Source organism: Paracoccus suum (genome assembly GCF_003324675.1).
GTDB classification, from domain to species: Bacteria; Pseudomonadota; Alphaproteobacteria; order Rhodobacterales; family Rhodobacteraceae; genus Paracoccus; species Paracoccus suum.
In genome coordinates this window covers 3135098-3154096 of record NZ_CP030918.1, presented here as the reverse complement: position 1 = coordinate 3154096, position 18999 = coordinate 3135098, and the positions used below count along the sequence as shown (strand labels likewise).

The window sequence follows — 18999 nt, the reverse complement described above, 5'->3', positions numbered from 1 at the left end:
CGAACGATCCTTGACCGAAAGCTGGACCGCACCCATGGCCAACACCTTGCCCGATCCCCATGCCGCCATCGTCATCGATGCGGGCGGCGTCGCGCCGGACGGGCAGCTGAACGCGGCTGACGGGCGGTCCATTTCGCGGGCGCTAGGACGCTCGCAGCGCGCGGCGCGGCGACGGGCGTTCCTGCTGGTGCTGCCCCTATTGCTGTTCATCGTCATCACATTTGTCGTGCCGATCGGCCAGATGCTCGCCCGCTCGGTCTATAACGATGGTTTCTCGGCTCGCATGCCTGCGGTCGGCGAGTGGTTCGCAGCGCATCCCGTTGGCACCCCGCCGGACGAGGCCGCCTATGCCGCCCTTGTGTCCGACCTTGCGAAAAGCGCCGCCGACAAGTCCATCGGCGTCGTTGGCACCCGGATCAACTACGACTACCCCGGCACGCGCTCGCTGTTCACCTCGACTGGACGCAAGGTCGATGACCTGAGGCCGCCGTTCATTGAAACGCTGCCCAAGGTAAACGCCAAATGGGCCGATCCCGCGCTATGGGCCGTGATGCGCGAGGCCTCGCGCCCGCTGACGCCGAATTTTTACCTCGCCGCGATGGACCGGACCAAGAACGACGCCGGCAAGGTGGTGCAGGTCGCGCCTCAGCAGCGTGTCTACCTGATGCTGTTCCTGCGCACTTTCATCCTCTCGCTGGTCATCACCGGGCTGACCTTCATCCTCGGCTTTCCCATCGCGCATCTGCTGGCGACCCTGCCGACACGCAAGGCGAACCTGCTGATGGTTCTGGTGCTGCTCCCGTTCTGGACCTCGCTGCTGGTGCGCACCACTGCCTGGATCGTGCTGCTGCAACAGCAGGGCGTCATCAACGACCTGCTGGTCTGGCTGGGTTTCCTGGACAACGGCAGCCGGCTGCAGATGATCTACAACCGCACCGGCACGCTGATCGCCATGACCCATGTTCTGCTGCCGTTCATGATCCTGCCGCTGTATTCGGTCATGCGCTCGATCAATCCCAGCTACGAGCGCGCAGCGCGCAGCCTTGGCGCAACCTCTTGGACCGCCTTTCGCCGGGTCTATTTCCCGCAAACGCTGCCCGGGCTAGGGGCAGGGGCGCTGCTCGTCTTTATTCTCGCGGTCGGCTACTACATCACCCCGGCCCTGGTCGGCGGCAGCTCGGGCCAGCTGATCTCGAACATGATCGCCGTGCACATGACCGAGACGCTCAACTGGTCGCTGGCCGCGGCGCTGGCCGCCCTGCTGCTGGGCGGGGTGTTGATCCTCTATTACGTCTACGACCGTCTGGTCGGCATCGACAATCTCAAGCTGGGGTGACCTGACATGGCGCTGCCGACCTATGCCTCGCCGCTGGAACGTGTCTGGCACTGGTTCTACATCGCGCTTTGCACCGCGATCCTGATCTTTCTGATCGCCCCGATCATCGTGGTGATCCCCCTCAGCTTTAACGCTGAGCCGTTCTTTACCTTCACGCCAAAGATGCTGGCGCTGGACCCCGACGGGTTCAGCATGCGCTGGTATGACAGCCTGCTGACCTTCGGTATGGCGCAGCCCGACTATCCGCGCGACAGCAACTGGTGGCTGGATGTCTGGCACAATTCGAAATGGGTGCGGGCGACCAAGAACAGCTTCATCATCGGCATTTCGGCGACCATCGTGGCGACTATCCTGGGCACCCTCGCGGCCCTCGGCCTCTCGCGGCCCGAGATGCCGTTCCGCCGGCCGATCATGGCGATCTTGCTGTCACCGATGATCGTGCCGATCATCATCACCGCGACCGGCGTGTTCTTTTTCTACTCCAACCCCTGCGCGATCTTCGCCACCGCTGGGAACCCCACGCCGTGCGGCCGGCTGGCAGGCACCTATCTCGGCGTGATCCTGGCGCATGCGACGCTGGGTATTCCGTTCGTGATCATCACCGTGACGGCAACACTGGTCGGCTTCGACCGATCGCTGTCGCGGGCGGCGGCCAGCCTCGGGGCGAACCCGCGCACGACGTTCTTCAAGGTCATCATGCCGCTGATCCTGCCCGGCGTGATCTCTGGCGCGCTCTTCGCCTTTGTCACCAGCTTTGACGAGGTGGTGGCCGTGCTCTTCATCGCCGGCCCTGACCAGCAGACCATCCCGCGCCAGATGTGGAACGGCATCCGCGAGCAGATCAGCCCGCAGATCCTGGCCGCCGCGACCCTGCTGGTGTTGTTCTCGATCGCGCTGCTGACCACGGTCGAGATGCTGCGCCGTCGGTCCGAGCGCCTGCGCGGGGTGACGCCCAGCTGAGGAAGACTGCGAAAAAGGGGCGAGGGGATTGCTGGTGCCGGCGGAGGGGATCGAACCCCCGACCTTCGGTTTACAAAACCGCTGCACTACCGCTGTGCTACGCCGGCCCGGCCGTGATGCGATAGCGCGGCCGGCGCAGGCCTGCAAGCGTGCCAGCCGCATTTCCAGTTTCGCCCGCGGCCCCCTGCCGCTAGTGTCCAGCCGCCATGACCAGCAAGGGTAGCCCGCCGATGCAGATCGCGTTCCACGTAGGCCTTCATGGCACTGATGACGAGCGGATTATCCGCACGCTGAATGCCAACCGCGAGGCGCTGCGCCGCGCGCATGTCGAGCTGTGCCCGAACGACGTGAACGAGCCGATCCTGAACGAGGCTCTGAACGCGCTGAAGGGCGGGGTGGCACCCCCCGACCTCGAGGAAGTCCTTCACGACGCCCTGATCGAGGACGAGGGTACCCAGCGCCTGCTTCTCAGCCGGCCGACCCTGGTGGGCATGGCCCGGCGGGTGTTTGACGGCGATACGCTGGGCAGCATCATGCCGGGCAAGATGCGCATGCTGGCGCATACTGTGCCCTCGGCGGAGGTCGAGTTCTTCCTCGGCCTCAAGAATCCGGCCGCCCATGTCTCGCAATTGTTGGCCCGGATGAACCGCGTGCCGCCCGAATTGCGCGCGCGCATCAAGCCGGAGATGCTGCGCTGGGCGCCGACTGTGCGCGCCATGTTGGCCGAGCTGGGCGGCCGCCGGCTGATCATCTGGTGTAACGAGGACATGCCGCTGATCTTCCCCGAGGTGGTGCGCCGCTTTGCCGGCCTGCCGGCGGGCGAGCCGCTGGTCGACGACAATCCGCTGCTCGAAACCCTGCTGACCAAGAAGGGCTACGAGGCCCTCGCGGCTAAACTGGCGCCGCTGGCCGCGGCCGACATTGGCCGGCGTCGCGCGCTGACCACTGCGGCGCTGATGGAGGATCACGACCCCGAGGCGGTGGCCCTGACGGTCGAGAATCTAGGCTGGGACCAGACCATCATCGACCGCATCACCGCCGCCTACGACGCCGACGTGGCGGAGATTGCGGCCCTGCCGGGGGTCGAGTTCATCAGCCCCTGACCGGCTATCGAGCTAGACCGTCAGTTTCAGCGGGATCTCGGCGACGCCGGGACACCATCTTTTTCAGATCTCGCGCTCGACCGCCTCAGGTCACAACACGCCAGCTCAGGCGAGGCAGGCGGCCGCCAGCCTCAGACCATGCCCAGCGCGGCCTTGTACATGTCCATGATCGCCTCTTCCTCGGCGATGTCGTCCTTGTCGCGCTTGCGCAGGGCGATCACCTTTTTCATGACCTTGGTGTCATAGCCGCGAGCCTTCGCCTCGGACATCAGCTCTTTTTGCTGCTCGGTGACATCCTTCTTTTCGGACTCGAGTTGCTCGTACTGCTCGATGAACTGGCGCAGCTCGTCAGCGGCGACATCATAATTGCGAGGCTCGTTCATCGTTCCGTCCTGTCCGTTCGGCTTCCACAGGCCGGGGGTCTAGGCGGTCTTGCCCGGACGCGCAATCATGGGCTAAGCGATCGGCGGGCCCTGCACAAAGGACATGCCATGAACCTCGAGCTGCTGATCTGGATTGGCGCGGCAGTGACGCTGGCGGGCTTGGGCGGTATTGTCTGGTGCATCTTTGCGGCCCGCGCTGCCAAGGCCGAAAGCCGGGGCGATGATGCCCTGCTCCGCGCGAGGATGCAGCGGGTCGTGTCGGTGAACATGGGCGCGCTGCTGGCCTCGATGCTGGGCCTGATGATGGTCGTGGCTGGCGTCTTCCTGGCCCGCTAAGGCCATTAGTCCTCGGCTTCGGCCGGGTCGGGTGCCTGCATCGCCTCGAACGCGGCTTTCTGGCGCGCGGTCCAGCGCACGGTCAGGTGTGCTGCCTCGCCGGTCAGGTCCTCGTCCGAGACGACTCCCGCCTCGTGCAGCCAGGCCCGCGCCCTGCCGTTGGCATAGTCGAGCACCAGCACCTCATCGCTGCGCGGCGCATCGAGCGCGCTGCCGAGGCGCGCCTCGACCGCAGCGATCAGCGCGGGCAGTCCTTCGCCGGTCAGGGCGCTGACGGCGATCACGTCCTCGCGTCGGGCATCGGTCGCCCGCAGCGCGTCGCCGGCCTCGCGGTCGAGCAGGTCGATCTTGTTCCAGACTTCCAGCACCGGCACGTCGTCCTCGACCCCGAGGCTGGAAAGAATGGCGGTCACGTCGGCCGACTGGGCGGCGGTCTCGGGGTGGGCGATGTCGCGTACATGCAGGATCAGGTCGGCCGACAGCACCTCCTCCAGCGTGGCGCGGAAGGCGGCGACCAGCTCGGTCGGAAGGTCGCTGATGAAACCCACGGTGTCAGACAGGATCACCTTGCGTCCGCCACCCTCGCTGACCGGACCGGGCAGTCGGATCGCTCGCATGGTCGGGTCGAGCGTGGCAAACAGCATGTCCTTGGCCAGCACCTCGGCCCCGGTCAGGCGATTGAACAGCGTCGACTTGCCGGCGTTGGTGTAGCCGACCAAGGCGACGATGGGGTAGGGGACCTTGGCCCGCGCGGCGCGGTGCAGGGTACGGGTGCGGACCACGCGCTCCAGCTGGCGGCGCAGGCGGATCATCTGGTCATCGATGGCGCGCCGGTCAGCCTCGATCTGGGTCTCGCCGGGGCCGCCGACAAAACCAAAGCCGCCGCGCTGCCGCTCGAGGTGGGTCCAGGCGCGCACCAGTCGGGTGCGCTGATAGCTGAGGGCGGCCAGTTCGACCTGCAACACGCCCTCGCGTGTGCGGGCGCGGTCGGCGAAGATTTCCAGGATCAGCCCGGTCCGGTCCAACAGCTTGACGCCCCAGTCCTTTTCCAGGTTGCGCTGTTGCACCGGCGTCACCGGGCCGTCAACCAGCACCAACTCGATCTCGTCGGCCTCCAGGCGCGCGTCCAGCTCGGCCAGCTTGCCGGTGCCGAACAGATGGCCGGGGTGCGGGTCGCGAAGGCGCACGACCTCGCCGCCGACAACCTCGATAGCGGGCAGCGCCTGGGCGAGGGCAATTGCCTCGGCCAGGGCATGTTCAGGCGCACGGCGCGTGCGTCCGCTGGCAAGATCGGGGTGCAGGACAAAGGCGCGGGTAGGCCGCTCGGCCGTCTCGAAGCTTGCGCCGGACAATCAGTCCTCGCCTTCGTAGAGGCTGATCGGCTGGCCCGGCATCACGGTCGAGATCGCATGCTTGTAGACGAGTTGCGATTGTCCGTCGCGGCGCAGCAGGACACAAAAGTTGTCAAACCAAGTGATTACGCCCTGAAGCTTGACACCGTTGACGAGAAAGATCGTGACCGGGACCTTCGCCTTGCGGACGTGGTTCAGGAACGCGTCCTGAAGATTTTGTTTGTCCGCCGCCATGTCCTGAAGACCTTTTCTTGTTTTGCCAGCCACATTTACGAATGCTTGCAAGTGCTTTCAAGCGATGCCGGGGTGGTTGGATGTTACATTCGGGGCCTGTGGCGCGCCAGCCTCATCGCCGCCAGTAGCCCGGCGAGAACAGGGCCAGCACGGCCACGATCTCCAGCCGGCCGACAACCATGGCCGCGGCGAGGATTGCCTTGGTCAGGCCCGGGAGGCCGGCCCAACCCTCCCACGGGGCGCCGGCGATCCCGGCCCCGCCGCTCAGCGCCGGGGTGACGGCCACCGATTGCATCAGCGGGCCGGTGTTGCTGAGCGCGGCAACGGCGAGTGCGACTGCGGTCTCGAACTCGACCTGCTGCATGGTCACCAACAGCATGACCACCGCGATGGCGACCGCGAAGAGCATGAACGAGACAAAGGCGAGGAACGCGCCGACAGTTCGCAGCCGGCGCCATGCCGGGCCGCCCCCGGCGATGGCGGCGGGGTGGACAATGCGCTCCATCTCGTTACTGCCGTGGCGGATGAGCGCGGCGATGCGCAGCAGCTTGACCCCGCCCGCGGTGGTGGCAGCGCCGCCGCCGATGATAGCAAGGCCGGCGAGGATCAACCCCGGCTCCTGCAGGCCGGACCAGGTCACCGCGTCCTGCCATTCGGCCGAAATCCAGCCGGTGGTCGTCAGATAAGACAGTGCGGTAAAGGCCGCGCCCCACGAGACGCGAAGGACGTCGCCCAGCGCCCACCAAGCCGAATGCGGCGCGGCCGTTGCCGGCTCCTCCGCGACGGCAACCATATGGCGCAGCAACACGGCGAGGGTGACAAAGATCACGACGGCCAGGGACAGCCGCAACTCCGGATCGTCACGAAGACGGCGGGTGGTTTGCAGCATATCGCCGCCCCGCCAGAAACGCCGCGACAGGGCCAGGGCCAACCCAGCGGCCACAAGCACTTCGCCCGCAAAGCCGCTGGCAGCCCCGACCGGCCCCGCCACCGAGGCGATGCCCGAGGTGGACACGGTGCCCATGGCGCGCATCAGGGACGAAAAGCCGCCGCCGCCAGCGATGGTCAGCCCGGTCCACAGGGCCAGCGTCACCCCGCCATAGATCGGCATCAGCGACTGTGCGGCGCGGATGATGCGCCAACTGTCGCCCTCGACCGCGGGGCGGGCTGCGCCGACGCGCGGGGCGACCGAGGCTTGGCGGCGGTCCGAGCCCGAAGACGCGGCGAGCGGCGCGGATACCAGTTCGAACCCGCCGACCTGCAGCGGCGCAAGAATCGCGACCGCGGCCGACAGGATCAGCAATCCGCCGAGCCAGCCGACCAACCCGCGCCACAAATGCAGCGGCAGCGGCAGGATGCGCGGATCGTAAAGCGAGGCGCCAGTGGTGGTCAGGCTGGACAGCATTTCCCACCAGGCGTTCAGAAAACCCGTGTCGGGCAGGGCAATGGCCAACGGAAGCGCCAGGGCGGCGGGTAGCAGCGCATAGGTCACGGCAAGGCTGGCGAGGCCGCCGTGGCTGCGCCCCAGCCGCCCGGTCCGCGGGTTCGCCGCGTTGGCGAGGGCCAGCATCGCCGTGACAAGGCCCGTGGCCGCCGAAGCGGTGACAAAGATGCGTGCCAGCCGCCAGTCGTCCATCAGCGCCGCCTGGACGGCTGGCACCAGCATGGCCGCCGCGCCCACGGCCGCCAGCAGCAGCATCAGCGGCAACTCGGTTGGGCGGATCATTGCAGGGCTTTCCTAGAAATAATCGATACCGACCTGCAGCAGGCGCTCGACCTCGGGCATGTCCGAGGTGACGGCGAGGATGCAGACCAAGTCGCCGGGCTCAAGGCGCAGGGTCGGGTGCGGCATCAGGATCTTGTCGCCGCGCCGTACCAGGCCGAACATGGCGCCGGGCGGTAGGCCGACGCTGGTCATCGTGCGTCCCGCAAGGCCGCTGCGCGGCAGGACCTGAGCCTCCATCACCTCGGCCGCGCCCTCGCCAATCAGGCGCACATCGCGCACCCGGCCGCGGCGGATGTGCCGCAGGATGGTCGAGACGGTGACCGCACGCGGGTCGATCCAGGCGTCCAGCGGCACCGCGTCCATCAGCGGCGCAAGACCGGCATCGTTGATGATCGGAATGCTCAGGTTAGCGCCAAGCTGCTTGGCGCGGATCGCAGCGAGGATGTTGACGCGGTCATCGCCGGTCATGGCGACGGCGGCATCGGCGTGGGCGATGCCGGCCTCGGCAAGAAGCTCGGCCCGCAGCCCGTCGCCATGCAGGACCAGCGTGCCGTCGAGGGCATCCGCCGCTGCCTCGGCCCGGGCCAGGTGGGATTCGATCACCGTGACCTTGGCGGGCGGCTTCGCGCCCTCCAGCATCTGCGCGAGGACAATCGCCACGGGGCCGCCGCCGATCAGGACGACCCGGCCGGGATGGCGCAGCGCGCGGCCGAACAGTTCCAGCGTGCGCGGCGCGTCCTCGGCATGGACCATGACATAGACCCGGTCGCCCGCCAGCACCTGATCGCGTGGCTCGGTCGCGAACAAGCGGCCGTCCCGCTCGATCGCCAGCACCAGGGCGCGCAGTTGCGGAAACAGCTCGGACAGCTGGCGCAGCGGCGTTCCGATGACTGCCGAGCCCTCCTCCGGCACCAGCCCGTAAAGCTGCGCGACCCCGCCCAGGAAGCTGCCGGTGGCAAAGGCGGTCGGGGCGATCAGCCGCTCGTAGGCGGCTTGCGCGACCTCGCGCTCAGGGCTGATGACGACGTCGATGGGCAGGCGGTCGGTGCGGTAAAGATCCGACCAGAGCGCGTCCAGATAGGCGGGGCTGCGCAGCCGGGCGATCTTGCGCGGCACTTCGAACACCGCATGGGCGACCTCGCAGACGACCATGTTGACCTCGTCGAGCGGGGTCACGGCGATGATCAGATCGCAGTCGGCCGCTCCAGCGCGGTCCAGCACGTCGGGATGGCTGGCAAAGCCCGCGACACCGCGCACGTCCAGCTCATCAGTCGCGCGCCGGATCACTTCGGCGTCGATGTCGACGAGGGTGACGTCATTGCCTTCGGCCGCCAGTTGCCGGGCGATCTGCCAGCCCACCCGGCCGGCACCGCATACGATGATCTTCATGCCGCGCGCCTCACCCGGCCGCCATCTCTTCCTCGACGCGCATCCCGCCGACGACCCCGAGGCTCTTGAGCTTGCGATGCAACGCGCTTCGCTCCATCCCCACGAATTGCGCAGTGCGGCTGATGTTGCCGCCAAAGCGGTTGATCTGGGCCAGCAGGTATTCGCGCTCGAACAGCTCACGCGCCTCGCGCAGCGCGAGGGCGGTCATCTGCGGCCCGAGGGCCAGAGCCTCGCCGTTGTCCGGGGTTGCGCCCTGCGGCTCCAGTTCGGCCGGTCGGATCGGGCCGGCATCCTCGGCCAGGATCAGCACCCGCTCGATCACGTTGCGCAACTGGCGGACGTTGCCGGGCCAGCGCATGGTCTGCAGCGCGGCGACCGTCTCCTCCGGTAGGGGCCGGGCGGGCAGATTCTGGCTGCGGTGGAAGGCGTCGATGAAATGCCGCGCGAGCAGGGCGATGTCCTCGCGCCGCTCGGCGAGCGAGGGGACGACGACCGGCACCACGTTCAGCCGATCGAACAACTCCTGCCGAAAGCGCCCGGCGGAAATCTCGGCCGGCAGGTCGCGGTTGGTCGAACTGATGACCCGCAGGTCGACCCGCACCCGGTCGCTGCCGCCGGCGCGCGCGAACTGCTGTTCGGTTAGCACCCGCAGGATCTTGGGCTGGGTGCCCAAGGGCATGTCGGCGACCTCGTCGAAATAGATCACACCGCCATGCGCCTGCTCCAGCAGTCCCGGTTCGATCCCGCGCTCGGGGCTTTCGCGCCCGAACAGGACCTCCTCCATGCGGTCGGGCTCGATGGTCGCGCAGGGGACGGTGACGAAGGGAGCCTCGGCGCGGGCGGATTGCTGGTGGATATAGCGTGCTGCCAGCTCCTTGCCGGCGCCTGGCTCGCCCGCCAGCAGAACCCGGGCGTTTGATTTGGCCACCTTGTCCAGCTGGTCGCGCAACCGCTTGAACGAGGCGGAATTGCCCAGCATCTCGGCCGAGGCGATGTCGCGACGGCGCAGGCTGGTATTCTCGCGCCTCAGGCGGCTGGTTTCCATGGCGCGGTTGATGACCACCATCAGCTGGTCGATATTGAACGGCTTTTCGATGAAGTCATAGGCGCCCTGCTTGATCGCCGCGACCGCGATCTCGATGTTGCCGTGGCCGCTGATGATGACCACGGGCACGTCGGGATTGTTGCGCTTGACGGATTTAAGGATCTCGATCCCGTCCATCCGACTGTCCTTCAGCCAGATGTCGAGGATCATCAGCCCCGGCGGTTCCGCATTCAGGGCCGCCACGGCCTCGTCACTATTGGCCGCGACGCGGGTCTGAAAGCCTTCGTCACGCAGGATATCCGCGATGAGTTCGCGGATATCGCGCTCGTCGTCCACGATGAGGATGTCGCTCATGATGTCCCTGCCGTTTCCTGTTCGAGTCGTCGGGGGCGCGGCGCCTGGCTTGCCGCGGGATTGCCGAGTTGGACGCGTTGGCGCGGCAGCCGGATTTCGGCCACCGCCCCGCGCGGGTGATTGTCCTCGAGGGTCAGCGTGCCGCCGTGCTCCTCGATGATCTTCTTGACAATGGGCAGCCCCAAGCCGGTTCCGCCCGATTTCAGCGTCACGTAAGGTTCAAAGAGGCGGGAGCGGTCCTCGGGCAGGCCGGTGCCGTTGTCGCTGATGCGCACCACGGCGACCTCGGGGGTCGAGGTCAGGCTGACGTTGACCTGCGGGGTCCAGCCCTCGGGCGGATTATCCGAGATCTCGGCCACCGCCTCGCCGGCATTCTTCAGCAGGTTGGTCAGCGCCTGGCCGATCATGCCGGCGTCAGCCTGGATCAGCACCGGCTCGGCTGGCACGTCGGCGACCAGAGTCCCGCCCATCGCGTCCTGCTGCAGCACCAGCGAATCGCGCACCAGCTTGGCCAGGTCCATTTCACGCCGCTCCGGCTCGGGCATGCGGGCAAAGCGGCTGAACTCGTCGACGATGCGGCGCAGGTCCCCGGTCTGGCGGATGATGACGTCGGTATACTGGGTCAGCGCCTCGCGATCGGCATCGTTGTCGGCGAACTTCATGAACTTGCGCTTGACCCGCTCGGCAGACAGTTGGATCGGGGTCAGGGGGTTCTTGATCTCGTGCGCGACGCGGCGGGCGACATCGCCCCAGGCCGCCATGCGCTGGGCGCTGACGAGTTCGGTCACGTCGTCGAACGCCACCACGTAGCCCTCGGGCGCACCTTCAGCGCCGCGACGCACGGCCACCCGCACCAGCAGGCTTTCCATCCGGCCGTGGCGGGTCAGGCGCACCTCGTCCTGCAGGCTGTCGGCGACCGAAGGGTTCAGCCGCGCGAAGAGGGCCGCAAACTCCGGCACCGCGGCGGACAACGGGACGTCATGGCTGGCTGCGTCCAGGCCCAGCAGGCGCGTGGCCGAGCGGTTGACGAAGTCGATCTCTCCGGCCGCGTCCAGCCCGATGACCCCGGCAGTGACCGAGGACAGAACGGAATCGAACAGCCGCCGCTGGGCGTCGCTCGCCTCGTAGCTGGCGACCAGCTCCTCGCGCTGGGTTTTCAGCTGCCGGGTCATCCGGTTGAAGGCCTGGCCCAGGGTCTGGATCTCGTCGCCAGTGTCAGGCTCGGGTATCTGCAGGCCCAACTCGCCCTTGCCGACCGCCTCGGCGGCCGAGGCGATGCGCCCGATTGGCTGGCTGAGGCGCTCGGCGAACCACAGCCCCAGCCAGATGGCCGCGGCTACCAGCAGCAACGCAAATCCGAGGTAGACGAGACTGAACTCGAACAGCACCCGCCCCCGCGTGCGTTCGAGTTGCTGGTAGAATGTCCCCGTCTCGCGGGTGCGATCCAGCAGGCCCAGCAACTCGCCGTTCACATCGCGGGTGACGTACAGCAGCCGGTCGCCAAGCGTGGTCAGAGGGACGAGGGCGCGAAACTCGTTCTCGGGCCAGTCCTCGATCAAAGCGATGCCATCGCGCCGGGCGATGGCGATCTGCTCGGACGTGGGCTGTTCGTACCAGAAGCGATAGCTGCGCTCGCCCCGGGCGCGGATGCGGCCGGCGCCGTCGATGATATAGCCTTCGCGCAATCCGCGCTGGATCTGGGTCTGGCCTTGGCCCAACAACTGGCGCAGCGCGCCGTCGTCGATCAGCCGGTTCTCCGCGGCGGCCCGATCCAGGAAGCGGGCCAGCGCCTCGGCATCCTCCGTCAGGTCGGCGCGATGCTCGGCCTGATAGGCCTCGGCCGCGGACAGGGCGCTGGCGACCACGCTTTGCACCCGGGACGAAAACCAGCCCTCGAGCCCGATGTTCACCGTCAGGCCGGCAAACAGCGCGACCAGCACGGTGGGCACCAGCGCGATGCCTGTAAAGATGCTGACGAGCCGCAGGTGCAGCCGCGAGCCGGCGCGGGACTGCCGCCGCTCGGTGATCATGCGCACCAAACGAAAGCCGACGAGGCCGAGGAGTGTGATGAGGTAGAGCAGGTCGGCAAGCAGGATCAGCCGCAGCCAGGCCCCCCCGGAGTTGTTGCGATCGAGCGGTCCCAGCACGGCCAGTGTCAGCCCCGCCAACACCGGCGCAAGCACCGCGAGGCCGAGCGTCGCGATGTTCTGAAAGCGGCGCTGGCGTCGCAGACGCGCCAACCGCTCCCATGTCGCCGAGGAGACCTGTCGTGCCACCAGTATCTACCGCCGCCTCATGCCCCGGTTCGAGCCGGATGCCTTGTTGCAGCACGGAGACGCAAGTCACCATGCCTGTGGCGGTTTTACATCAGGCGACGGGGCCGTGTCACGCCGATATTCAGCGTGGTGACCTTCTTGCGCAGCGTATTTCGGTTAATTCCGAGCAAATCGGCCGCACGTAGCTGATTTCCGCCGGTTGCCGCGAGCGTCAACTCGATCAGTGGACGCTCAATCTCGGCCAGCACGCGGTCGTAGAGGCCGGCGGGCGGCAGATCCTCACCGTGCAGATCGAAATATCGACGAAGTTGCGCCTCGACCGCTTCAGACAGATGGGTGACGCCACCCTGGTCCGTCTTGGCGGTTGGCGGGGCAACCGCAGCGCGCGGCGCGGGATGCGGCGCGGGCGTTGTCCGGCGCTGCGGCCCAGCCTCCGCCAGCGCCGCGTTGACCTCGGCGGGCGTGATCTCTGGCCCTTGCGCGGTCAGCGCGAGGCGGGACATCATATTCTCCAACTCGCGGACGTTGCCGGGAAAGGCGTGGGCACGCAGGGCCGCGGCTGCATCGTCGCCGAGACCCCGCTTGGGCAATCCTTGCACCGCGGCGCGGGCCAGCAGGTGGCGGGCCAGCGCCGGGATGTCGTCTATCCGCTCGCGCAGCGCCGGCACGTCGAGGACGGCGCCTGCGAGGCGCCAATAGAGGTCAGAGCGCAACCGGCCCTCGGCGAGGGCCGCCCGCGGGTCCGGCCCCATGGTGCTCAGCACGCGTGGCGGCTGTGGTGCGTCGGCCAGCGCCTCCAGCAGGGCTGACAGCCGGGCTTGGCCGCCAGCGTCGAAACCTGCCGGGTCCTCGACCAGCAAGGTGCCTCCGCTGTCGCCGGCCGCGCGCGCCCGCGCAAAGGCAGCCTCGCTGCTGTCGGCGGGGCTGAGGCGGATCAGCGGGGCATCGCGCCGGGCCGACAACTCGTGCAGGCTGCGCGCCAATGTGCTGCGACCGCTGCCCGCCTCTCCGGCGATCAGGACTGGCAGGTCGGCGTCGAGCAGGCGCGCCACCAGCCGGAACAGAGCCTGCATGCTCGGCGCGCGGCCGACCAGCGGCATCGCCGGGTCGGCGCCCGCGACCTCGTCTGACCCCGCTGGCGCATCGGCGGCCGGGCGGGCGCGGCCCCGCCGCTCCAGCGCGGCGCGGGCGCGGGCCATCAGTTCGGGCAGATCGAAGGGCTTGGGCAGATAGTCAAAGGCGTTGGCGCCCTGCGCGCGGACCGCCGTGACGATTGTGTTCTGGGCCGAAATCACGATCACCGGCAGGTCCGGCCGGGCGCGGTGCAGCGCCGGGATCAGGTCGATGCCGTTGCCGTCCGGCATGACCACGTCGGTAATGACAAGGTCGGGCCGGCTTTCCTCGACCCAACGGACCAGCTGGGCCAGGCTGCCGGTGGCATGCACCCGGCAGCCGGCGCGGGTCAGCGCCTTGGTCAGCACGGTGCGAATGGTGCGGTCGTCGTCGGCGATCAGCACGGTGCCGTCCATGGGATATCCTTCAGGCCTTGGGCAGGGACAGGCGGAAGACGGTGCGTCCCGGGTGGCTGTCGACCGAGATCCAGGCGCCAAGATCTGCGGTGATCTTGGCCACCAGCGCCAGCCCGAGTCCGGTGCCGTTCTCGCGCCCGGAGACGAACGGCTCGAACACCCGCTCGGCGATCGGCTCGGGCAGGCCGGGGCCGTTGTCCTCGATCTCCAACTGGATCGGCAGGGGACGGCCGCCCGCCTCGGGCGCCTGGCGCAGGCCGCCATCGTAAAAGCTGCGGATTCGGATCAGGGGGTCTGGCCGGCCGGCAAGCGCCTCGGCGGCGTTGCGCAGCAGGTTCAGCACCAACTGGACCAACTGGTCCGCATCCGCCACGACCGGCGGCAGCGAGGGGTCGTAGGCCGGCAAGATCCGCACCGCCCGCGCAAAGCTGAGTTCGGCTGACAGGCGCGCGCGTTCCAGCACGTCATGCAGGTTGACCGGTGCGAGGGCCGGGGGCGAGGTGTCGCCGAACCGCTCGACCTGTTCCAGCAGCGCCACGATGCGACGGCTTTCGTCGACGATCAGCGCGGTCAGGTCGGACAGTTCCGGCTGGCCCTCGGGCAGTTCCATGGCCAGAAGTTGCGCGGCCCCGCGGATACCGGCGAGCGGGTTCTTGATCTCATGCGCCAGCATATCTGCCATGCCGATGGCCGCCAGCGCCGCCCCGCGGGCCGCACGGGCGGGGGCATGCCGGGCGGCATCGTCGGGGATCAGGACCAGCGAGTAGCCGGCCTCGGCCGGGGCCAGATGCAGCGTGGCCTGCCGCACCACGGGCGCGGGACCCCGCCGGCCGAAGGTCACGCGAAGGCCGGGATGGACCAATGCGTCATGCCCGCGTGCAACCAGCGCAGCCATTTCCGAAAGCGGCGGGGTCAGCGCGACGCGCCCGGCCAAGGCCTCGTCCTCGAACGAGAGGCCACTGGCCGCCCTGCGCGACAGGTTCAGCCAGGCCTCGGCGGCGTCGTTCAGCGCGGTGATGCGCAACTCGCCATCGAGCAGCATAGCGGGCAGCGGCAGGCTGTCCCAGTCGCCGCATCCGGGTGGATCGCCTGCGAGTGCGTGACCGGCAGGGCGGGCGGCGCTCATGCTGCCTCCGCCTCCGACGCCCCAGACGCATCCGCGCCGTCATCGCCCGGTGCATCGGCAAAGCGGCTGGCAATCACCTCCAGAGTTTCGGCTGGCGAGGTCGCCGCCACCAGCGCTGCGCGGGCGTGCGGGATATTCGCTGCGTTGGCCCACCAGCCGAGGTGCTTGCGCGCAACACGCACGCCCAGATCGCGGCCGTAGAAGCTCAGGATATCCTCATAATGCGTCGCCACCGCGTCCGCCAGCGCCGCGCCCCGTGGCACCTCGGGCGCGGGCGTTCCGCAAAGAGCACTCGCGATCTGTGCCAAACGCCACGGCGCACCCTGCGCGCCGCGCCCGACCATCACCGCTCGCGCGCCGGAGGCATCCAGCGCCGCCCAAGCCGACGCGGCGCAGGTGACATCGCCATTCGCAACCAACGGCGGACGGCCCTCGCCGCGCAGCATCTCGGCCACCGGCCCGATCCGCGACCAGTCGGCTCTGCCGGCATAGAACTGCGCCCGCGTTCGGCCGTGGACTGTCACCATCTGCACGCCAGCCTCGGCCGCCCGGGCCGCGAGCATCGGTGCGTTCAGGCAATCCTCATCCCAGCCCAGACGCATCTTCAGCGTCACTGGCAGGCCCGGCACCGCGCCGATGACGGCATCGATCAGCCGCAGCGCGTGATCCAGATCGCGCATCAGGGCCGCGCCCGAAAGGCCGCCGGTCACCTTGCGTGCCGGGCAGCCCATGTTGATGTCGATGATCCGCGCGCCCATGCCGGCAACGATCCGCGCCGTCTCGGCCATGGGAGCCGCTTCGCGCCCAGCGATCTGGACCGAGACGGCACCGCCGCCCGTCGCCTCGACCTCGGCACGTGCCGCGGCACGAGAGGAGGGACGCGGCGTCGCCATCTCGGTCGAGGCGACCATCTCGGACACCATCAGCCCGGCGCCGCCATGTCGGGCGACGGCCCGGCGGAATGGCAAGTCAGTGATCCCCGCCATCGGCGCCAGGAATACCGGCGGCCACAGCGCGGCCCCGCCGAGGGTGATCGGCATCGCGGCGGCGGCAGAAAGGGCGGGCATGGCGGCTTCGGTCATGGGATCGACTTGTGGTGACGTTGGACGTGGGGGCAAGGACGGGACAGGGCACGCGGCGCACTACGCCGGGCCAAGCCGTCTTCTGCCCGTTTTTTGGGCATTGCGCCAGATTTTTCCACTTAGTCAGCCGCTACCGGCGACGCAGCTTTCGCCGCCTCGACTCGTCGCGCCACGAAGCTGGCGCGTCGTAAACCGGGCTGGCCCGCCTCGGCCGATATCGCTAGCTTGCCCGCGTGAGCCTTGGGGGTGCGCGTGTTTCTATCGGTGTTCGATCTGTTCAAGGTGGGCGTCGGCCCGTCGTCCTCGCACACCATGGGGCCGATGGTCGCCGGGGCGCGTTTCCTGCAGTCGCTGCGGGCGCAGCCGTTCCGCGCCAGCGGGCTGCGTGCCCATCTGCACGGCAGTCTGGCCTTTACCGGCAAGGGCCACGCGACTGACCGCGCCACGATCCTGGGGCTGGCGGGTTTCACCCCGGACGGAATGGGCGCCGAAAAAGCCGAGGCGGCGCTGGCGGAAAATGCCCGCACCCTGACCCTGAACCCCGAGGGGCTGGGCCCGCTGCGTTTTGATCCGGCACGGGACCTGGTCTTCGACTACGGCCCGCCCTTGCCCGGACACGCCAACGGCATGGTGCTGTCTGCGACCGACGCGCAGGGCGACGTGATCTACCAGCAAACATATTATTCCATTGGCGGGGGCTTCGTGCTGACCGCCGACGAGCTGGCGCGCAAGGGGGACGAGGACCGCACCGATGCCGCCTCGCAGGTGCCGTGGCCCTTTGCGAGCGCGGCCGAGATGCTGGCCATGGCAAGCGCGTCAGGCCGGTCGATCGCGCAGATGAAGCACGAGAACGAGCGCGTCTATCGTAGTGAGGCCGAGATCCGCGCCGGCATCGACCGCATCTGGCAGGTGATGCGCGACTGCATGGATCGGGGCCTTGCGACCGGCGGCACGTTGCCGGGCGGGCTGAACATTCGTCGCCGCGCGCCCGGCCTGCGCGCTGCGCTGGAGGCGGAGCGCGGCATGAACCTGACCGCGCCGCATGTGATCAACGACTGGATGTCGATGTATGCCATGGCGGTGAACGAGGAAAACGCCGCCGGCGGGCAGGTGGTGACCGCCCCGACCAACGGTGCTGCGGGCGTCATTCCGGCCGTGATACGCTACTGGCTGGACCATGTTCCCGGCGCATCCGAGGCGCGTCTGGCCGAGTTCATGCTGACCGCCGCCGCGGTCGGCGGGCTGATCAAGCACAACGCCAGCATCTCCGGGGCGGAGTGCGGCTGCCAGGCTGAGGTCGGCTCAGCCTCGGCCATGGCGGCAGCAGGTCTTGCCGCGGTCCTTGGCGGCACGCCCCAGCAGGTCGAGAACGCGGCCGAGATCGCACTGGAGCATCATTTGGGCATGACCTGCGATCCGGTCGCTGGGCTGGTGCAGGTTCCGTGCATCGAGCGCAACGGCCTCGGCGCGATCAAGGCTGTCAGCGCCGCCAGCCTCGCCCTGCGCGGCGATGGCAACCATTTCGTGCCGCTGGATGCCGCGATCGAGACGATGCGCCAGACCGGCCGCGACATGAGCGACAAGTACAAGGAAACCTCGCTGGGCGGGCTGGCGGTGAACGTGCCGAACTGCTGAGTCGCCTTTGCGGAGAAAAATTCGCCGAAGTCGCGCAGAGATTTTTCATGATTTTTCTGCGGCTTGCGATGCGCATATCGAATGTTAAGGAAGGGCGAACGGTAGACAACTGGCATCGCCAATGCTAGCCGCGCCCCTGCGAGGCACGGTCGGCAAGACAGGGGAAGAGCGATGCTTTATCTGCATATCGGAACGCAGAAAACCGGGTCGTCCACGATCCAGCACTTCCTGCGCAGCAACGACTCTGTGCTGCGCGAAAAGGGTTTTCGATTCGTTCGAGCCGTTCGTGGGTGGATAGACCACAACAAGGTTGCGCGCGAGTTGCGGTCCAACTCGGTCGATACGCCACGGTTCGATGCCGTGGTGGCGGAGTTGCGTGAAGCTTCCGAGCCTAACGCAATCCTGTCCGCCGAAGAGTTCTTTCACAAGCGCGCCGCCCGCCGTATGGGCGAGCACCTGCCGCGTGAGATCATCGAGAACAGCCGCGTGATCGTTTATTTGCGCCGGCCGGACGATCTGATCGAGGCGCTCTACAAACAGCGTCTCAAGACCGCTGCAATCGAACCTCGGCCAATGCGCTATCTGCGCGACAGCGCGTTCGAAATCGATTACCTAACCGTGCTGACCGCCTTTGAGGAGGTTTTCGGCCGCGAACGGATCACTGTCCGTCCCTATCGCCGCGACCTCCTGATCAACCGCGACATCATCGATGACTTCCTGCATGTTCTTGGCCTCGATGATCTTGCCGCCCTCCCGCGGGAGATGCCCGAAGACAACCCGACATTCTCTGCCGCGGTGTCCGACCTGATGGGTGATTATGTTCGGCACGGCGGCGTCAACAGCGCGCGCCTGAATCAGGTGCTCGCGGCGCAGGATATGCCGATGATCCGCCGCAGCGGCGATGTTTACAACGCCCCGCAGCGGCGCGAACTGCTGGAGCAAGGCGCCGAAGCGTTCGACACGATCTGCAAGCGTTATGGCGAGCATCTGCGCCCGGTATTCGCGATGCCCGACTTCGATGCGATGGGCGATAAGGGCTATCCGACCTGGCGCCAGTGGAGCGATCTGCACCAGGCGGCCGGGCGGGCGATGATGAAAGCCATCGGCGAGATTCAGAAAAAAAGCTGAGCGCA

General features: G+C 67.8%; 16 protein-coding genes and 1 tRNA gene. 6 read left to right on the top strand and 11 right to left on the bottom strand.

The window, feature by feature from the left end:
• Window positions 1–34: 34 nt before the first annotated feature.
• Both DRW48_RS15330 and DRW48_RS15325 read left to right on the top strand, forming a co-directional pair.
• Window positions 35–1336, top strand: a complete 1302-nt coding sequence (locus tag DRW48_RS15330) for an ABC transporter permease (protein WP_114077153.1) — start codon at window positions 35–37, stop codon at window positions 1334–1336.
• Between the two features lie 6 nt (window positions 1337–1342).
• Window positions 1343–2296 (top strand): ABC transporter permease, encoded by a 954-nt coding sequence (locus DRW48_RS15325; RefSeq protein ID WP_114077152.1) that lies wholly within the window; start codon window positions 1343–1345, stop codon window positions 2294–2296.
• A 32-nt stretch (window positions 2297–2328) separates the two neighbouring features.
• Here the strand turns inward: DRW48_RS15325 and DRW48_RS15320 are convergent.
• Window positions 2329–2403, bottom strand: a tRNA-Thr gene (locus DRW48_RS15320).
• A gap of 99 nt (window positions 2404–2502) precedes the next feature.
• On the opposite strand from DRW48_RS15320, the gene DRW48_RS15315 reads away from it, so the two are divergent.
• Complete coding sequence (locus DRW48_RS15315; RefSeq protein WP_114077151.1) at window positions 2503–3399, top strand: hypothetical protein; 897 nt, start codon at window positions 2503–2505, stop codon at window positions 3397–3399.
• A 131-nt stretch (window positions 3400–3530) separates the two neighbouring features.
• Here DRW48_RS15315 and DRW48_RS15310 read toward each other — a convergent pair whose 3' ends face one another.
• The gene (locus DRW48_RS15310) at window positions 3531–3782 is read right to left on the bottom strand and encodes a DUF2312 domain-containing protein (protein WP_114077150.1); all 252 of its coding nucleotides are present in this window, start codon (window positions 3780–3782) and stop codon (window positions 3531–3533) included.
• Window positions 3783–3890: 108 nt separating this feature from the next.
• On the opposite strand from DRW48_RS15310, the gene DRW48_RS15305 reads away from it, so the two are divergent.
• Window positions 3891–4118, top strand: a complete 228-nt coding sequence (locus DRW48_RS15305) for a hypothetical protein (RefSeq protein WP_114077149.1) — start codon at window positions 3891–3893, stop codon at window positions 4116–4118.
• Window positions 4119–4123: 5 nt separating this feature from the next.
• Here DRW48_RS15305 and hflX read toward each other — a convergent pair whose 3' ends face one another.
• The 9 genes from hflX to DRW48_RS15260 all read right to left on the bottom strand — a co-directional run bounded on the left by hflX (window position 4124) and on the right by DRW48_RS15260 (window position 16189).
• Window positions 4124–5470 carry a GTPase HflX gene (gene hflX, locus DRW48_RS15300; protein WP_114077148.1) on the bottom strand — a complete coding sequence of 449 codons (1347 nt, stop codon included), beginning with the start codon at window positions 5468–5470 and terminating at the stop codon, window positions 4124–4126.
• Window positions 5471–5704 (bottom strand): RNA chaperone Hfq, encoded by a 234-nt coding sequence (gene hfq / locus DRW48_RS15295; protein WP_114077147.1) that lies wholly within the window; start codon window positions 5702–5704, stop codon window positions 5471–5473.
• A 112-nt stretch (window positions 5705–5816) separates the two neighbouring features.
• A complete protein-coding gene (locus tag DRW48_RS15290; RefSeq protein ID WP_114077146.1) occupies window positions 5817–7430 on the bottom strand; it encodes a TrkH family potassium uptake protein in 1614 nt (537 codons plus the stop codon).
• Between the two features lie 12 nt (window positions 7431–7442).
• Window positions 7443–8819: a Trk system potassium transporter TrkA gene (gene trkA / locus DRW48_RS15285; RefSeq protein WP_114077145.1), complete on the bottom strand. Its 1377-nt coding sequence runs from the start codon at window positions 8817–8819 to the stop codon at window positions 7443–7445.
• Window positions 8820–8829: 10 nt separating this feature from the next.
• Window positions 8830–10218, bottom strand: a complete 1389-nt coding sequence (gene ntrX, locus DRW48_RS15280) for a nitrogen assimilation response regulator NtrX (RefSeq protein ID WP_114077144.1) — start codon at window positions 10216–10218, stop codon at window positions 8830–8832.
• On the bottom strand, window positions 10215–12494 hold the full coding sequence (locus DRW48_RS15275) for a sensor histidine kinase NtrY-like (RefSeq protein WP_114077143.1): 2280 nt from the start codon (window positions 12492–12494) through the stop codon (window positions 10215–10217). The genes ntrX and DRW48_RS15275 overlap by 4 nt, the downstream gene beginning before the upstream one ends.
• 86 nt (window positions 12495–12580) lie before the next feature.
• Window positions 12581–14023 (bottom strand): response regulator, encoded by a 1443-nt coding sequence (locus DRW48_RS15270; RefSeq protein ID WP_114077142.1) that lies wholly within the window; start codon window positions 14021–14023, stop codon window positions 12581–12583.
• Window positions 14024–14033: 10 nt separating this feature from the next.
• The gene (locus DRW48_RS15265) at window positions 14034–15149 is read right to left on the bottom strand and encodes a two-component system sensor histidine kinase NtrB (protein WP_114077141.1); all 1116 of its coding nucleotides are present in this window, start codon (window positions 15147–15149) and stop codon (window positions 14034–14036) included.
• Window positions 15146–16189 (bottom strand): tRNA dihydrouridine synthase, encoded by a 1044-nt coding sequence (locus DRW48_RS15260; RefSeq protein WP_114077619.1) that lies wholly within the window; start codon window positions 16187–16189, stop codon window positions 15146–15148. Before DRW48_RS15260 ends, DRW48_RS15265 begins: the two co-directional genes overlap by 4 nt.
• 294 nt (window positions 16190–16483) lie before the next feature.
• Here DRW48_RS15260 and DRW48_RS15255 point away from each other — a divergent pair, with 294 nt between their 5' ends.
• The gene (locus DRW48_RS15255) at window positions 16484–17866 is read left to right on the top strand and encodes an L-serine ammonia-lyase (protein ID WP_114077618.1); all 1383 of its coding nucleotides are present in this window, start codon (window positions 16484–16486) and stop codon (window positions 17864–17866) included.
• 171 nt (window positions 17867–18037) lie between these two features.
• Window positions 18038–18994, top strand: coding sequence for a hypothetical protein (locus DRW48_RS15250; protein WP_114077140.1), 957 nt, complete (start codon window positions 18038–18040; stop codon window positions 18992–18994).
• The last annotated feature ends 5 nt before the right edge of the window (window positions 18995–18999 follow it).

Excerpts from the sequence above, each read along its gene's own strand:
- DRW48_RS15330 (WP_114077153.1), top strand. The coding sequence starts at position 35 with ATGGCCAACACCTTGCCCGATCCCCATGCCGCCATCGTCATCGATGCG.
- DRW48_RS15325 (WP_114077152.1), top strand. The coding sequence starts at position 1,343 with ATGGCGCTGCCGACCTATGCCTCGCCGCTGGAACGTGTCTGGCACTGG.
- DRW48_RS15315 (WP_114077151.1), top strand. The coding sequence starts at position 2,503 with ATGACCAGCAAGGGTAGCCCGCCGATGCAGATCGCGTTCCACGTAGGC.
- DRW48_RS15310 (WP_114077150.1), bottom strand. The coding sequence starts at position 3,782 with ATGAACGAGCCTCGCAATTATGATGTCGCCGCTGACGAGCTGCGCCAG.
- DRW48_RS15305 (WP_114077149.1), top strand. The coding sequence starts at position 3,891 with ATGAACCTCGAGCTGCTGATCTGGATTGGCGCGGCAGTGACGCTGGCG.
- hfq (WP_114077147.1), bottom strand. The coding sequence starts at position 5,704 with ATGGCGGCGGACAAACAAAATCTTCAGGACGCGTTCCTGAACCACGTC.
- DRW48_RS15290 (WP_114077146.1), bottom strand. The coding sequence starts at position 7,430 with ATGATCCGCCCAACCGAGTTGCCGCTGATGCTGCTGCTGGCGGCCGTG.
- trkA (WP_114077145.1), bottom strand. The coding sequence starts at position 8,819 with ATGAAGATCATCGTATGCGGTGCCGGCCGGGTGGGCTGGCAGATCGCC.
- ntrX (WP_114077144.1), bottom strand. The coding sequence starts at position 10,218 with ATGAGCGACATCCTCATCGTGGACGACGAGCGCGATATCCGCGAACTC.
- DRW48_RS15270 (WP_114077142.1), bottom strand. The coding sequence starts at position 14,023 with ATGGACGGCACCGTGCTGATCGCCGACGACGACCGCACCATTCGCACC.
- DRW48_RS15265 (WP_114077141.1), bottom strand. The coding sequence starts at position 15,149 with ATGAGCGCCGCCCGCCCTGCCGGTCACGCACTCGCAGGCGATCCACCC.
- DRW48_RS15260 (WP_114077619.1), bottom strand. The coding sequence starts at position 16,189 with ATGCCGATCACCCTCGGCGGGGCCGCGCTGTGGCCGCCGGTATTCCTG.
- DRW48_RS15250 (WP_114077140.1), top strand. The coding sequence starts at position 18,038 with ATGCTTTATCTGCATATCGGAACGCAGAAAACCGGGTCGTCCACGATC.